Source organism: Desulfovibrio intestinalis (assembly GCF_014202345.1).
GTDB classification, from domain to species: Bacteria; Desulfobacterota; Desulfovibrionia; order Desulfovibrionales; family Desulfovibrionaceae; genus Desulfovibrio; species Desulfovibrio intestinalis.
This window is the reverse complement of the sequence record NZ_JACHGO010000001.1, coordinates 504470-519285: the sequence shown is the minus strand read 5'-3', so window position 1 is coordinate 519285 and position 14816 is coordinate 504470. Positions and strand designations below refer to the sequence as shown.

At 53.8% G+C, this 14816-nt stretch carries 16 protein-coding genes; 15 read left to right on the top strand and 1 reads right to left on the bottom strand.

All coding sequences use genetic code 11. The annotated features are described in order from the left end of the window. Positions 1-28 precede the first annotated feature (28 nt). The 5 genes from ybaK (at position 29) to HNQ38_RS02260 (ending at position 6269) form a co-directional block, all read left to right on the top strand. Positions 29-523 carry a Cys-tRNA(Pro) deacylase gene (gene ybaK, locus HNQ38_RS02280; protein WP_183717776.1) on the top strand — a complete coding sequence of 165 codons (495 nt, stop codon included), beginning with the start codon at positions 29-31 and terminating at the stop codon, positions 521-523. Between the two features lie 189 nt (positions 524-712). Continuing rightward, positions 713-1384, top strand: a complete 672-nt coding sequence (locus HNQ38_RS02275; RefSeq protein ID WP_183717775.1) for an MtnX-like HAD-IB family phosphatase — start codon at positions 713-715, stop codon at positions 1382-1384. Further along, positions 1381-2424, top strand: coding sequence for an iron-containing alcohol dehydrogenase family protein (locus tag HNQ38_RS02270; protein WP_183717774.1), 1044 nt, complete (start codon positions 1381-1383; stop codon positions 2422-2424). The genes HNQ38_RS02275 and HNQ38_RS02270 overlap by 4 nt, the downstream gene beginning before the upstream one ends. A 792-nt stretch (positions 2425-3216) precedes the next feature. Beyond that, on the top strand, positions 3217-4284 hold the full coding sequence (locus tag HNQ38_RS02265; protein WP_183717773.1) for an adenosine deaminase: 1068 nt from the start codon (positions 3217-3219) through the stop codon (positions 4282-4284). Beyond that, positions 4281-6269, top strand: coding sequence for an Hsp70 family protein (locus tag HNQ38_RS02260; RefSeq protein ID WP_183717772.1), 1989 nt, complete (start codon positions 4281-4283; stop codon positions 6267-6269). The genes HNQ38_RS02265 and HNQ38_RS02260 overlap by 4 nt, the downstream gene beginning before the upstream one ends. A 375-nt stretch (positions 6270-6644) precedes the next feature. Here the strand turns inward: HNQ38_RS02260 and HNQ38_RS02255 are convergent, their stop codons facing one another. Beyond that, positions 6645-7313, bottom strand: coding sequence for a tetratricopeptide repeat protein (locus HNQ38_RS02255; protein WP_183717771.1), 669 nt, complete (start codon positions 7311-7313; stop codon positions 6645-6647). Positions 7314-7551: 238 nt separating this feature from the next. Here HNQ38_RS02255 and HNQ38_RS02250 point away from each other — a divergent pair, with 238 nt between their 5' ends. The 10 genes from HNQ38_RS02250 to HNQ38_RS02205 all read left to right on the top strand — a co-directional run bounded on the left by HNQ38_RS02250 (position 7552) and on the right by HNQ38_RS02205 (position 14802). Further along, entirely contained in the window at positions 7552-8139 is a 588-nt protein-coding gene (locus tag HNQ38_RS02250; RefSeq protein ID WP_183717770.1) for a hypothetical protein, read from the top strand. 199 nt (positions 8140-8338) lie between these two features. After that, positions 8339-8608 carry a GIY-YIG nuclease family protein gene (locus HNQ38_RS02245; RefSeq protein WP_183717769.1) on the top strand — a complete coding sequence of 90 codons (270 nt, stop codon included), beginning with the start codon at positions 8339-8341 and terminating at the stop codon, positions 8606-8608. Beyond that, positions 8608-9240, top strand: coding sequence for a LysE family translocator (locus tag HNQ38_RS02240; protein WP_183717768.1), 633 nt, complete (start codon positions 8608-8610; stop codon positions 9238-9240). The genes HNQ38_RS02245 and HNQ38_RS02240 overlap by 1 nt, the downstream gene beginning before the upstream one ends. A 270-nt stretch (positions 9241-9510) precedes the next feature. Further along, positions 9511-10455: a class A beta-lactamase gene (gene bla, locus HNQ38_RS02235; RefSeq protein ID WP_183717767.1), complete on the top strand. Its 945-nt coding sequence runs from the start codon at positions 9511-9513 to the stop codon at positions 10453-10455. Positions 10456-10526: 71 nt separating this feature from the next. Continuing rightward, positions 10527-11090: a YceD family protein gene (locus HNQ38_RS02230; protein ID WP_183717766.1), complete on the top strand. Its 564-nt coding sequence runs from the start codon at positions 10527-10529 to the stop codon at positions 11088-11090. A 203-nt stretch (positions 11091-11293) separates the two neighbouring features. After that, on the top strand, positions 11294-11476 hold the full coding sequence (gene rpmF / locus HNQ38_RS02225; RefSeq protein ID WP_179981261.1) for a 50S ribosomal protein L32: 183 nt from the start codon (positions 11294-11296) through the stop codon (positions 11474-11476). After that, positions 11476-12510 carry a phosphate acyltransferase PlsX gene (plsX, locus tag HNQ38_RS02220; RefSeq protein ID WP_183717765.1) on the top strand — a complete coding sequence of 345 codons (1035 nt, stop codon included), beginning with the start codon at positions 11476-11478 and terminating at the stop codon, positions 12508-12510. The genes rpmF and plsX overlap by 1 nt, the downstream gene beginning before the upstream one ends. 16 nt (positions 12511-12526) lie before the next feature. Further along, complete coding sequence (locus HNQ38_RS02215) at positions 12527-13513, top strand: beta-ketoacyl-ACP synthase III (protein WP_183717764.1); 987 nt, start codon at positions 12527-12529, stop codon at positions 13511-13513. Between the two features lie 219 nt (positions 13514-13732). Then, the gene (gene fabG / locus HNQ38_RS02210; RefSeq protein ID WP_183717763.1) at positions 13733-14494 is read left to right on the top strand and encodes a 3-oxoacyl-[acyl-carrier-protein] reductase; all 762 of its coding nucleotides are present in this window, start codon (positions 13733-13735) and stop codon (positions 14492-14494) included. A gap of 74 nt (positions 14495-14568) precedes the next feature. Then, the gene (locus HNQ38_RS02205) at positions 14569-14802 is read left to right on the top strand and encodes an acyl carrier protein (protein WP_183717762.1); all 234 of its coding nucleotides are present in this window, start codon (positions 14569-14571) and stop codon (positions 14800-14802) included. The last annotated feature ends 14 nt before the right edge of the window (positions 14803-14816 follow it).

Sequence of the window (14816 nt, the reverse complement as noted above, 5' to 3'; positions counted from 1 at the left end):
TTTTCGCCAACCGCCCAACTAACCGATCATGGCAGCCAAAATCAGCAAAACCAATGCCGCCCGGCAACTGGAAAATCAGGGCATCGCGTATACCCTGCATCAGGTTGACGTGGACGAAAACGACCTTTCTGGTGTCACGCTGGCCCACCATCTGGGAGTGGAGCCGAATACGGTCTTCAAAACACTTGTTGCCCGGGGTGATAAAACTGGCGTGCTTATGGCGTGCATACCCGCCAATGACGAGCTGAACCTCAAGGCTCTGGCCTCCGCCTCAGGCAACAAGCATGTGGAAATGGTACCCCTCAAAGACGTGCGCCCTCTTACCGGATATGTGCGGGGCGGCTGCTCCCCCCTGGGCGGCAAAAAAGATTATCCCGTCTATGTGGACCTCAGCGCGCTTGAGCATCAAAGTATATACATAAGCGCCGGACTACGCGGGGTTCAGATACTGCTGAACCCAGAAGATCTGTTGCGAGCCGTTAGCGGATCCCTGGCGGAAATTGCCCGCAACGCTGGCGACTAGCAAACAAACTTGAAAATGTTCGCACTTCAAAGTTGGCGTCCTGCTGGCAGCACGATCTCTTACTGAGTTTACGGCGCATCGCTGCAAACAACAATTCTGCTTTCCCGTTGTTAAACATCTTGCATTTGCAACGACAATGCGCCCAGCCAGCCGTAGCCCCCTATCAACCACGACATAGGGAGAAATATCATGACCAGTCCCCGCATTCTTGTGACAGATTTTGACGGAACCATCACCGCTCACGATTTTTACAAGATGGTGGTTGAAAATCTGTTAACACCGCAGGATATTGCCCCCTGGCAGGAATACCGAGAAGGAAAAATCACCCACCTTTCTGCGTTGCAGCAAATTCTTGCCAAGGTTCGCGCTTCGGAATCCGAACTGAACGCACTGGCCCTTGCAATGAATCCTGATCCACGCCTGAGCGCCGCTGTTGACAGTTTGCGCAACGCGGGCTGGGAAATTGTAGTGGCTTCAGCCGGGTGCGACTGGTATATCCGGCGGGTGCTGGCCGCAGCCGGAGTGGACCTTGAAATCTATTCAAATCCCACAAGCCTTGAGGACAACGGCAGCCTGCGTATGCAAGGCCCAGTGGATTCTCCTTTTTATTGTCACGAGACAGGCGTGGACAAGGCAGGTATTGTGCGGTCATACACACGCCAGGGCTACACCGTTGCCTTTGCTGGCGACGGATTTGCCGACCTGCCTGCCGCCCTTGGCGTAAACCCCGGCCTGCGGTTCGCCCGGGCCGATCTGGCCACAGCCCTTGGCCGCTATCACGAAGAATTTCAGAGTTTTTCTGTCTGGTCAGACGTAGCCGATGCCCTGCTTTCCAGAGACACGCAAAGGAGCGCTCAATGAACAACAGCCATATCCGTGTTCCTTACCTCGTGCGCATCAAACCGGGCGCATTGTCGCGCCTTGGCATCTACCTGAGCCGCTCCGGCTTTACCAATGTTCTCATACTGACCGGGCAACTGCCGGATGCCGTCACCCAAAAGGCTCGGAACGGACTGGAGGAAAACCACATCCACACCGGCCCCTGGATTGATGTGGACGACAACAGCTTTGAAGACGTGGTGGAGCTGTTCACCCTTCTGCCCAAAAAGACCACGGCCATTGTGGGGCTGGGCGGTGGTAAAGCCTTGGATATGGCAAAATATCTGGCTTTTCTGGCCCGGCTTCCCTACCTTGCCGTGCCCACCTCTCTTTCCAACGACGGCTTTTGTAGCCCGCAATCCAGCCTGACCATGCACGGGAAGCGCCGTTCCCTGGCAGCCACGCTGCCACAGGGCGTTATCATTGATGTGGACGTGTGCCTTTCAGCGCCGCGGTCTCTCTGGCTGTCGGGCATCGGTGACCTGGTGGCAAAACTCACCGCTGTCTATGACTGGAAACTGGCCTTTCACAACAAGGGCGAACCCGTCAACGATCTTGCGGCCCTGCTTTCCGATGCCACGGTGCACCAGTTTCTCGCCAATCCCTCGTATGACGCTCCCGGTATGGCCTTACTGGGCACGGCTCTCATGCTGAATGGCATAGCTATGGAAATCTGCGGCAGCTCTCGCCCCACAAGCGGCAGCGAGCATCTTATTTCTCACGCTCTGGATGCTACATCGGCGCATCCGCATTTGCATGGCCTTCAGGTTGGTATGGCCACCTACTTTGTCAGCCAGTTTCAAGAGCGGAATACGGAAATTCTGGCCGATGTTTTCACTAAAACCGGATTTTGGGATGCCCTGCGTGCCGCACCCTTTTCCCAACAGGAATGGCTTGAGGCCATTCGTCTTGCGCCCAGCATGAAAGAAGATTTTTTCACCGTGCTTTCACTGCGCGATTGTCTGCCTGAGGCGCGCCGCATTCTGGACGAAGACCCATTATTAAAAGGCTGCTTCGTCTAGCACACCTTGGCTCTGAAAGCAGATGACTTTAGCGTTGTTGCATGACGTATCTCGCTCGAAAATATGCGAGAGATCGTACTGCTCCGTCTTTTTCCTGGTACTGGGTAAATAGCCTCATTCTTTTCCGGAAAAAACGTAAGAGCACACTTCTGACATAGAAAAGCTGCTTTCCCTTATGTCATCTTCAGCCGCAGCTCGGCCTTGGCCGCTACCCCGCTTGATGCACATCTCGATTAATCAGGCAGCAATTCCTTTTATCCAGCCAATCCTACCATCCAAACAGCTTTGCCGAACATTTTTGCCTGACATCTTAGGCAGCAGCATCACATGATACATCCTCAGTTATATCAAAAATCACGCGCCTCGTATGCAGGATGTGTCCTCTAGCCGCGCTCGACGGGATCAAAGCGGAATTCGGCGCAGAAATAACTGAAAAGACGCTTGTGGCGACACAGCCTAACGCATGGTTAACGCCTTCTGCGGCAAGATGATTTTATGTTCTTTACCTCGTCAATGTCCATGTACGGAAACCGCGCCGCCCTTGACTTGGCAGCAGTGTGCGCTACCTTTTCACATGCATGTTTTTAGAGCATTTTACTCTTTAAATAGTCGCTTTACGGCAAGCAAAGCTCGCCAACGCCTATTTGGTGACACAGATTTACACACAAATTTGTGCAGAACAATTGACTTATTTCATTAATAAATTGTTCAAAATCATCTCTGTTTTCGCCTTTGAGGCCAGTAGTACGCACCCTCTGACTGCATGCCCCACACCGCAACCGGGACAACCAGATGACAATGACCAGCCCCGCAACTGAATCCATGCCAGATATAACGTCAGTTACAGATGCAACCCTTGAAAAAATAACATCTTTTCCCAAGGATTTTACACAGCATCGGCAGCTTCTTTCTGACCTCAAGGAAGATCTTGTGGCTTTGTGCGCCGCAAAATCAACCAGCGCAGACATCCCCGAAGATTTGCGCTGGAGCCTTGCCCGCGACATGCCGGATTTTTCCACTGATGTCCTGTATGTAAAGCGGTACTCCCTGCCGAGCATGGCAGGTATCGTTTTTCTTGGCTTCTTTATTGGCGGCCTGTTGTCAAACCTGTTGGGCCTCATAGATATGGGCGGGGAAATAATCCGCGTGACCACGGTGCTTGGCATGCTCTACGGCGCTGAGTATCTGGCAGGCAATCCCAAGGCACGAACCCGGCTTTTGATCTTTTTGGGTCTGGGCGCACTGGCAACCTTTGCCGCCAGCATAGTCGCCGGAATTCTTCGGCTGACCTCCTGGGCGGATTTCAAAAGTGCCGTTTTTGGAACAAGCAGCGCGCCGGGCCTCTTGAAGCGCACATATCTGCTGCTTGGAGCCGCATTTCTTTTTGTGCTACTGGCAAAAAAAACCACCTCGCTTGACGTAATTGCCTTCAAGCTTTCTTTGAACCAGCAGGCGCAAGCCCGCGCTCGTAATCTCATGACCTTTTTCTCTGTCTGGGACCAGTTGCAGGCAGAGCTGGACAGCCTCAGGGGCACAGAGCTGGCAACACCGCAATCGGGCAAATGCCACAGAAATGACTGCCCCCTGGCCCAAAGCGTTATTCACCTGCTGGACGGTATGGAGGAGGAGCCCAGACAGTTTCTCACAGAACAGCTTGCGTTTATGGGGTACAACCTTGCCGAAAACGATGGTCATATTCTGTGGGACGACGCCGTTCATGCAGAACTTTACGACACCATCGGCCTTGTGAAAAACGGCGACCATTGCCGTGTGCTACGCCGCTATTCCCGGGCAGGCGACGCGGTCATCAAGGGGCATGTACAGAAAGAAACCGCCCCCTTCGGGAGGGCCAGAGCATGAAAATACTGGGCATAGACCTTGGCACCAGCAACACCTACGTCTACGGCGCGCATAAAAGTTCATCGGCTCCACACCCCGTGATACTCCCTCGGGTCAGCGCGCCGGATGGTTGCGTTGAAACCGCCATTCTTTATGAAAACGATTCACCTCTTTTGATCGGCCATTTGGCAGAGAGCGAGTATTACGCCAATGCCAGCCTGCGTTCACGCCGCGAACTTCGCAGTCAGTTCAAACCAGAAATAGGCGAAGAAAATGCCGAGGCTGCACGCTGGATGACTGATTTTCTTCGCATGCTGCGCAAAGAATTGCCGCAGGATACTTTGGAATCAGATAGCCAGATATTTGTAGGTGTTCCCTCCAGAACGCGCGAAAGCTTCGGTATAAGCCTTTCACAATGCTTCAAAGATGCGGGCTGGCCTGCACCCTCCCTTATCAAGGAATCTGACGCGGCCATGATATCCTGCCTCCAGTCTGGGGCCATAGAGTTGGATGACCTGGAACACAGCCTGCTCATATTGGACTTTGGCGGCGGCACCTGCGATTTCACCCTGGCTGAGAATTCGGAAATCCTACAGTGCGGCGGCGATCGCCTGCTGGGTGGACGCCTTTTTGACGACCTGCTTTTTCAACTTTTCTGCCGCCACAACCCCGGCCTGCTCAATCAGGTCCAGGCTGACGTTTGTGAGTATTACGTCCACTGGGTTTTGTGTAAGGCAGAAAAGGAACGCTTTTCCAAAATATTGCAGCAGGATGTCAACAGTGCCGTCAGCCTGCACCTTTCGTGGTTCGATGCGCAGGGCAAACAAAAACACGCCTATTTACATGAGCTTACATGGCAGCAAGTGGTCAACGCGGCTGAAAGCTATACGGCTTCGGAATCGCTGTTGGGCATACTTCGTCAGTATGCCAACAGGGGCGCGCTGGGGGCTGTTGCCGGAGATATGCTGCAAGGCCGCCAAGTAGGGCTCATCTCCTGGTTCAAGGATATTCTTTACGAAATCAGGCGGCAAAAGAGCATAGACAAAGTCATTCTCACAGGCGGCAGCAGCGGCTGGTTTTTTGCGCACGATGCGGTTCGTGACGTTTTCGGCACAGATAATATTGTTATGAGCCCGCGCACCTATGAAGATATCGCCTTTGGGCTCGCCCTTTATCCTATGCTGCTGAACACCCACCTCAGGATAAAGACCCTGCTAGAGGAACAAAGCGAAGATTTTTGCATGAGGGTCTCTGATCTGGCACAGGGCATTTTTGAAAAGCACACCAAAATGGCAGCCAAAACCTGTGCAGAACGTATTGCTGTCAGAGATATATTAAGTGTTCTTGAATCTGCTCAGGAAGCCCGAAAAACGGTTGAAGACATCGAGCGGGAAATCAGCGAAAGAATCCAGAATGATACTGGCCTGTTAACCATAGTTCAAGAGCGAACAGAAGCAGCCCGCAAAGAAATTGAAAAAGAACTACGATTGCAATTCAACCGCTGGTTGCGTGAAAATGGCGTCTACCTCGCACCCAGACTGAATTTTTCAGCCCACACCCTCAGCACAAGTTTTTTCGACGCCGTGCAGGTGAAGGTTTCACGCCTTACGCTGCTTAATACTATGGATGTTATGGCTGTGGCCGTTTTGCCTGGTGTGGCGGCCTTTGCCATTGGCGAAAAAATGCTGCTTACAACAGGTGAGCCAATATCCGCGGTGCTCGGAGGGGCTGCAGCCTTTGCCGGAACATGGGCCTTGGGCAAATTTGGCAAAAAATTTCTACAGCGACAAAGACTGCCCAAATTTCTTCTCAATGAAAAAAATCGGGAAAAGATCACCGCAAAGAACAGAGAATATATTGAAGAGGTTCTGGGGCAGGCTTTTCAGGAAATTCGGCAAGACCTTATGGAAGACGCCAGAAGCAAGATCCGTTACGCCCTTAAGGGTTTGCTGCAACGGCTAACGGTTCTGAACCATATTCGGGTGGAACGCGGAAACACCGTATAGACAGAGCAAAAACTCTGTACATGCCTTTAAGGGAAGGTCATCTGCCTGCCCCCGTCATCTCGACACACAAAAACTCTCATAACAGCCAGATTTATCCCATAAACAGACAAGGCCGCCCCTTTGCCCGGGCGGCCTTGTTTTTGTAGTTATTCTGAGTGAAAAGGCGGCCTTGGTCACCAACATCTGCTTTTTTAGAGCATCAGCCACACGGGCCTGGGGGGCCTTTTCCCGCAGAACATTCATTGCACTAGCGTGTGCCGCTTCAAAAAAGGCAATCTGCCAAAGCACGATCTTTTACGAATCTACGCTCTTTGCAGCAGGTATTTCAACCTGTACTTTGGCGGATATTTTACTTTTTTTTGCAGTTACCATGCCCTAAGGCATCGTGTATTCACGCACGAAGTTGAACACATTGCCGTCCTCTTCCAACCCCTGAGCCTTGGCTTTCCCGTACCATATCTGCGCTTCAGCCTTGTTTTCAGGCACGCCGACACCGAATTCATAGCAGGCGCCTACATACCGTTCTGCCTGGGCATAGCCGTGATCAGCCGCAATTTTGGCCAACCGGAAACTTTCAGTGGGGTTTTTAGCAAAGCCGTACTTGCCCTGACCGTGGTAAAGGGCCAGATTGAACAGAGCTTCAGCATTACCGGCATTGGCGGCGCGGGTCATAAGGTCGACCACTGTCGCGTCATTCTTGGGTACGCCCACTCCCAACTCATACTGATACGCCAGAAGTACCTGGGCTTCGCTGTTGTTTTGCTCCGCCGCGAGACGGAACCACTTGGCAGCCATTTCCATATCCTGAGGCACACCAAGACCATTTTCATAACAACGGCCAAGGATAATCTGAGCCCGGGCGTTGCCGTCCGAAGCCAAAGGCTGCACCAGTTGCAGCACCTTCGGGTATTGGCCGATGTTATAGGCTGTCCACGCCTCGTCGAGTTTTTTCTCCACCTGATCCACGGGTTGCGCACCCGCGGTCAAAGCTGAGAACAAAAAAACCGCCATTGTCAGAAAAATCGCAGCGCATTTCTTTTTCATAAAACCTCCTCAGGCCTCGGCCAACGTGACCGTGCCCTCTGCCAAAAGATTAGCGCCGCCAATTGGACTTGGCAAGAGTTCAGGATGGGCATCCAGTGATACCACACAAAGCTTTTGCGCCACCTCAGGGCATACCCCTTGACGCTCCGGCATCCAGCAGGCACAAACACTGCAAGCCTTTGTTATCAGTCCTATCAATAATCCGCCCGCGTGAAAGGCACAGACCAGGAGGCCGAGCATGAGCCACCCCCCGAACGTTCCCCCAAACAATCCCGGCGATGAGCATTTGCCTCATGACGAGCGCCTGCCTGTTCCGGCAGAACGACAGGCAGGCAACGCCAATGCCGGGGATGAACAGCGGCGAGTTATTGATGCCGAAATAATTTTTGATTCATCCCACGAACAGGAAGGGGCCCATCACCAGGGTCAGACATTTGGACCGAATGGCGGCCAGGGCAGCCAGAACGGCTACAACCAGAATGACGCACAGGGACGTTTTTATCGTCGTACCTTCAATGGAGGCAACTTCGGCGGCTTCCAGGCCGGGTCACCCTTGGGCCAGATATGGATGACAGGCTCGGGAAATTCCAATGCCTGTCTTGCTCCTTGCGTCACCTTTGCCATTTTTCTCGTCTGCCTTGCACAGCTCGGATTTCTCGCTGGTCTGGGATTTGTATTTTTTCACACCATAGGTTCGATAGTTGGTACGTTGCGGCAAATGCGGCTCATGACCACGGGAGTCATGCCCAACCCCTGGCTCTGGCGCATGAGCAACTGGGTACTGTCCTTTTTTCTCACCGCATGGCTTGCCGGGGGCTTTGATTAACGCCCGTTGGCATCTTGTGAACGCTGCCCCCTGTAAAGGCAAAATAGGCCTTGCATGCGGATCATGAGGCTATGTGCCAATACGGCCAATATTCCTTAATGGTTAGCCAGGAATAAAGCCCTCTCTTGCAGACAGGACTAGAGCGAACCTTTACATGAACGAGCTATGACAGCATCATAACTATGTACAAAGAATGGCGATGACATCTGACTGCTGGCTGGTCTACCTTTTGGAATGTGCTGACGGCACGCTGTACTGCGGCGTTACCCGTGATATAGAGCGGCGTTTGGCGCAACACAACGGTGCCTTGCCGGGGGGAGCGCGTTACACGCGTGGCAGACGCCCGGTACATCTGCTGACCAGCCGAAGCTGCTCGTGCAAGTCTGACGCCTTGCGGCTGGAGATCGCAGTCAAGGGCAAACCCCGCCACGCCAAAATCGCATTTTTGCTGGATGGAGAACAAAAATAATGCTGACTGTGGACGTAGCTCTCGCTTTTTTTGCTGCTTCTCTTCTTCTGGGCATCGCACCGGGGCCGGATAATATTTTTGTGCTCACGCAGTCTGCCGTCTACGGCGTTGGCGCTGGCATTGTAACAACCCTGGGCCTCGTCACTGGCCTTTGTGTGCATACAGCTGCCGTTGCTTTAGGCGTGGCAGCCATTTTTCAAAGCTCTCCCCTGGCGTTCACAGTACTCAAAACTGTAGGCGCCGGGTATCTGCTGTGGCTGGCATGGCTGTCATTCAAGGCAGGAGCCGCTCTGGCTGTGACCAGGGGGGATGGTGCCCCCTTTCCCGGCTTCGCACCCTTGTATCGACGCGGCATTGTCATGAACGTGACCAACCCCAAGGTCTCGCTCTTTTTTCTCGCCTTTCTGCCGCAGTTCTGCGATCCGGCGCGAGGCAGCATGGTCATGCAGGTTCTGAGTCTGGGCCTTTTATTCATGCTGGCCACCATTGTGGTCTTTTTCAGTATAGCTTTGCTGGGCGGTCGGCTGGCCCTATGGTTCAACAAATCACCGGGCGGGCAGGTGCTTATCCACCGGGCGGCCGGATTGGTTTTTGTGGGCTTGGCCGTGGTTCTTCTTTTTGCCGGACTCTAGAAAATCATCGTTTAAAATAGGTGATTTACGGAGAATGCCGTTCACCTCTATCTATTTTGCGGCAAGAATCTGCGTTCCCCCCTGGAGAACAGATTAGTTCTGAAAGTACTGTCCTCTTGTGTAAAATACGCCTATTGCTGCGTTTAGGTCACACATCAATAGCCGTGCTTTTGCGCACGAACCGCCAAAGCATTTTCAAAGTGTAATGCTCTACTCTGTTGACATTGCCGTATTCAGGCATACATCAGCAAAACCACAACGACATATAAAATGCCGCAAAACAGCAGCCCCAAACACTTCACCCTGAAGCGAAGAACCTTTTTGGCGGGTCTGGCAGGATTGGCCTGTTTTGCAGGGCTATGCGCTCTACCCCGCCCCCTCGATGCCGCAGAGGCATTGGGATTTTCTTCATCATCGCTCTTGGGGCTTGGCCAGACCGAGCTGACGGGAAAACTTTCGCGGCTTGAGGCCGTGTCAGGCGGCAGGCTTGGTATAGCCCGCCTCGATTGCGCCACAGGGCGTCTGTATACTTACCGGGGCGAAGAAGCCTTTCCCGTTTGCAGCACGTTTAAAGTTCTAGTAGCAGCGGCCGTGCTCAAACAACACCCTCATAGAATAAATGACCTTGTGCATTACGGGCAGGCAAAAATCATTTCCTGGTCGCCCGTGACTGAAAAACATGTGAACACTGGCATGACAGTAGAGGCGCTGTGCGCAGCGGCAGTGCAATATAGTGATAACACCGCCGCCAACCTGCTTCTGGAAATGATCGGCGGGCCTGCTGGTCTGACAGCTTTTGCCCGCTCCATTGGAGACGATGTTTTTAGGCTCGATCGCATGGAGCCTGCCCTCAATCAGGCAGACCCCGGCGACATGCGCGACACATCAAGCCCCGCAGCTATGGCCTTGACGCTAAACGCTCTATTAATGAATGACATATTGCCTTCACAGCACCGCGCACTTTTACAGCAATGGTTAATGGAATGCGCTACCGGGGCCAGTCGCATACCTGCGGGTGCTCCATCCGGCTGGAAGGTCGGACACAAGACAGGCGGCGGCAACAATGGCACAGCCAATGACGTGGGTATTCTGCTGTCCCCAACGGGAAAGCCCGTTATACTGGCACTCTATCTTACCCAAAGTACAGTAACTGAAAGCGCCCGCGACGGCATTCTGGCAGAAGCCACCCGGCTGCTTTGCCTGCCCGCTGGGTAAAAATGGCCTTTGCTGTCTTTCTTGACAACTGGTATGAGCAAGGGTATGTAGTCCAACTTTCGAGGTACAGCATGCAAAATTATCGCATCTCTCTCAACGACCTCCCCCCGGAGGGCAGAGAATTTCACCTGGACGACCAGGCAATCTGGCAGAACTCCATTAAGGAGTTCGGTATGGACTGCCGCGTGACCAAGCCCCTGAGCGCCAGCATCTACGTGCTGCCCACTGAAGGTGGCTGGCTCGTGCGCGGCACTCTGACCGGCGAAGTGGCTCTGCCGTGCAGCCGCTGTGCCGAAGACGCCCCCGCTGTCGTCAATTCACGGTTTGAAGATTTTGAAGAACAGCCAGAAAGCGATGAGCTTGATAGCCCCGGTGTACATACCCCTGCCATGCCAGAGGAAGACACCGCCAGTCGCCTTGTTTTTGTAAACAATGCGCCCATGCTTGATCTGGCCGCCATCTGCTGGGAAGAACTTATGCTGGCCCTGCCCGTGACGCCCTTGTGCAACACGACGTGCAAAGGCCTGTGCCCCAATTGCGGAACAAACCTCAATGAAGGACTCTGCGCCTGCGAGCACGAAGAAGTTGACCCCCGTATGGCTGTTCTGCGGGGACTTACCCTGCACAAGAACTAAACAAATTTTGACAAGCCGACTCATCTTCACATCAGATGGCGGTTTGCAAAAAACGGCTCACGACTGACGGATTACTGTAGACGGAGCCTAGACATTTCTAAAGTTTTTTACTAAGCTGCTGAGTCTTGCGGGCAAGCCCTTTTTTGGAGCTACCCGCCATACCTTTGCCTTATGAGTCCGTAAGGACAGAAAAGGAGAATACCATGGCCGTTCAACAGAACAAAAAATCCCGCTCCCGTAAGGGTATGCGTCGCTCGCATGATCGTGTGGCCATTCCCGCCGTTATCTACTGTTCCTGCGGTGAGCCTACCGTGCCCCACTGCGTCTGCCCCAGCTGCGGTACGTACAAGGGTCGCCAGGTCGTTGCTAAGACCGATAGCGAGTAATGAACGAGCGCCCCATCATCGCCGTGGACGCCATGGGCGGGGACTTCGGTCCCTCCGTGGTGGTACCGGGCGCCATTGAGGCTGCCCGACTTTATGATCTGCATGTCCAGCTTGTGGGCGACACCCCCAAGCTGGAGGCCGAGCTGGATAAGCTTGACCTCAAAAACGTGCATTTTGATATTGTTCAGGCCGATGATGTGGTGCACATGAATGAGAAGCCCTCAGACGTTCTGCGCCGCAAAAAGAACTCTTCTATTCAGGTGGCCTGCCGCCTGGTTAAGGAGGGTGCCGCTGACGCCGTAGTCAGCGCCGGACATTCTGGCGCTACTGTGGCCTGTGGCATGTTCATTATGGGCCGCCTTCAAGGTGTGGAACGTCCGGCTCTGGCCGCATTGCTGCCCACGGAAAAGAATCCTGTGGTCGTGCTTGACGCCGGAGCCAACGTAGACTGTCGCCCCTACCACCTCTTTCAGTTTGGCCTTATGGGCGACGCCTTCGCAAGGGATCTGCTAAGCTATCCCTCGCCTCGAGTCAGCCTTCTGAGCATCGGCGAAGAGGAAGGAAAGGGCAACTCTCAGGTCAAAGAAGCCTATGAGCTTCTAAAGATGGCTCAAAACCTCAATTTTGTGGGTAACGCCGAAGGGCGTGACATCTTTACCGGCGATCTGGATGTAGTGGTCTGCGACGGTTTTGTAGGCAACGTGGTGGTCAAAATGAGCGAAGGCCTGGCCTCATCGCTCATGCGCATGCTTAAAAAGGTCTTTACCAGTGGCGTTCTGCCAGCCCTTGGCGGCATGCTGGCCAAAGGGGCTTTTAAGCGGTTTGCCAGCACCATTGACTATGCCGAATACGGCGGCGCGCCACTCTTGGGTCTTCAGGGGTTGGCCATTGTCTGTCATGGCCGCTCCAGTTCCCTGGCCATGACCAATGCCATCAAAATGGGCGGCACCTTTGTTCGCAAGGGCACCAACAGCCACCTTGCCGAGACCATTCTGGCCAACGAGGAGCTTACGCGCTTCTCACGCGCCATCTAACCGACGGTATTACAGCATGAATCCTCTTTGCCATTTGCTTGCCCTGAGCACCTATGTGCCGGACGCGGTCCTGACCAACCAAGACCTCACCAAGGTGGTTGACACCAATGAAGAATGGATTGTCACCCGCACTGGCATAAAGCAGCGTCACAAGCTGGCCGACGACGAAAACGCCTCCGATCTGGGCCTTAAAGCTTCCCGCAAGGCGCTGGCAGAAGCTGGTATTGAGGCCTCTGAGCTTACTCACGTCATCACAGCCACTTGCACCCCTGATGTGCTCTCCCCTTCTGTAGCCTGCATCATTGCGGGGCAGCTCGGCACCGGGCCTGTTATGGCTTTTGACTTTGGCGCGGCCTGTTCCGGCTTTATCTACGGGTTATCCCTTTGCCGCAGCCTGCTGGCCCACCAGCCAGATGCCAAAATACTTTTTGTGTGCACCGAAGCTCTGACCCGCCGTGTAAACTGGAGCGACAGAAGCACTTGTGTACTCTTTGGCGATGCGGCCACAGCATGCATTGTCACCGGATCTCCGGGCAATGTCCTTGCCGGACTTGAAGACGTAGTGTGCCAGAGCGACGGCACACAGCGGGATCTTATTGTGGTAGGCGGCGGCACCAGCAGCCGTTACGCCAAGGGTGATCCCATCGGTGACGACTTCTTCATCACCATGCAGGGACGCGAAACTTACAAGCACGCAGTTCGCAACATGGTGCATATTTGTGAAGAGGTGCTGACCCGCAATGGTCTTTCTACCAAAGACGTGAACCTGCTCGTCCCCCATCAAGCAAACATGCGCATTATTGAGGCCGTTGGAAGCCGCCTGGACATGGCCGGCGACCGTGTTTTTGTCAACGTGGACAAGTACGGCAATACATCTTCAGCCTCCATTCCGCTGGCCATTTCAGAGGCTCGTGCCGCCGGACGCATCAAACCTGGCGACCGTCTGCTTGTTACGGCTTTTGGCGCGGGCTTGACCTGGGGCGCGGCCCTGCTGCGATTTTAATCTTTTCATGATGTTCCGCGCTCAAGCCGCCAACCTGTAGCCTTTTTCACGCGCGGATTTTACACAAACGCCTCATGGCGAGGCCAGCCTCCGAAGGCGGCGCTTTCAGGCCAGAGCACAGTTTTGCTGTAGGACATATTTGATATTCCTTGTTCTCTGGCATTGAAATCAACGTATGGTCACGCTATAAACAGCACTCTCAGCAAAGGCAGAACGAGCATGAGTACAGAGCATTCCACGCCCACCGCTACGCCCACAGCTCTTGTGACTGGCGGCTCGCGCGGTATTGGGCGGGCTATTGCCCAAACCCTTGCCCGCGACGGTTTTCAGGTTTTTCTTACCTATGTGAGCCGCCCCACTGAAGCGGAGCAAGTGGTTGCCGAAATCAAGGCAGCTGGTGGACAGGCAAGGGCTTTTGCGCTGGACGTAAGCGACAGCGCCGCTGTTTCCGATTTTTTCGCTCGCGAGATCAAGGACAGCGCTAACCTTGCCGTGTTGGTCAACAATGCGGGTATCACCAAGGACGGCTTCCTTGTCCGTATGAAGGATGAGGATTTTGATCAGGTCATTAACGTCAACCTGCGCGGTGCCTTCATCTGTACTCGCGAGGCTGCCAAGATCATGAGCAAAAGCCGCAAGGGCCGCATTGTAAATATTTCTTCGGTGGTGGGTCAGATAGGCAACGCAAGCCAGGTCAACTACTCCTCGGCCAAAGCCGCCCTGTTGGGCCTCACCAAGTCCTGCGCCAAAGAACTGGCCGCCCGGCAGATTACGGTCAACGCTGTGGCCCCTGGCTTTATTGAAACAGACATGACCGCTATTCTCAGCGACGACGTGCGTAAAGGCTATGAGGATTCTATTCCGCTCAAGCGCATGGGCACAGCTCAGGAAGTGGCCGAAACTGTGGCCTTTCTAGCATCGGACAAAGCCGCCTACATCACCGGGCAGGTGCTTGGTGTAAATGGGGGCATGTACTGTTAGGCGAAGCTCCGAAGACACTCCCGATCTCAGCGGTCGGGTTTTGGAATGATCATTAAAATTACCTGGAGGATACCATGTCTGATGTCGCCGAAAAAGTTAAAAAAATTATTGTGGACCAGCTGGGCGTGAGCGCTGATGAAGTGAAGCCCGAAGCCAGCTTTGTGGAAGACCTGGGCGCTGACTCCCTTGACCTGACCGAACTGATCATGGCCATGGAAGAAGAGTTCGAAATCGAAATCGCCGACGACGATGCCCAGAAGCTTCTGAAGGTTCAGGACGCCATTTCCTATATTGAAGAAAAGAAATAGCCAAGGTTTTTTGT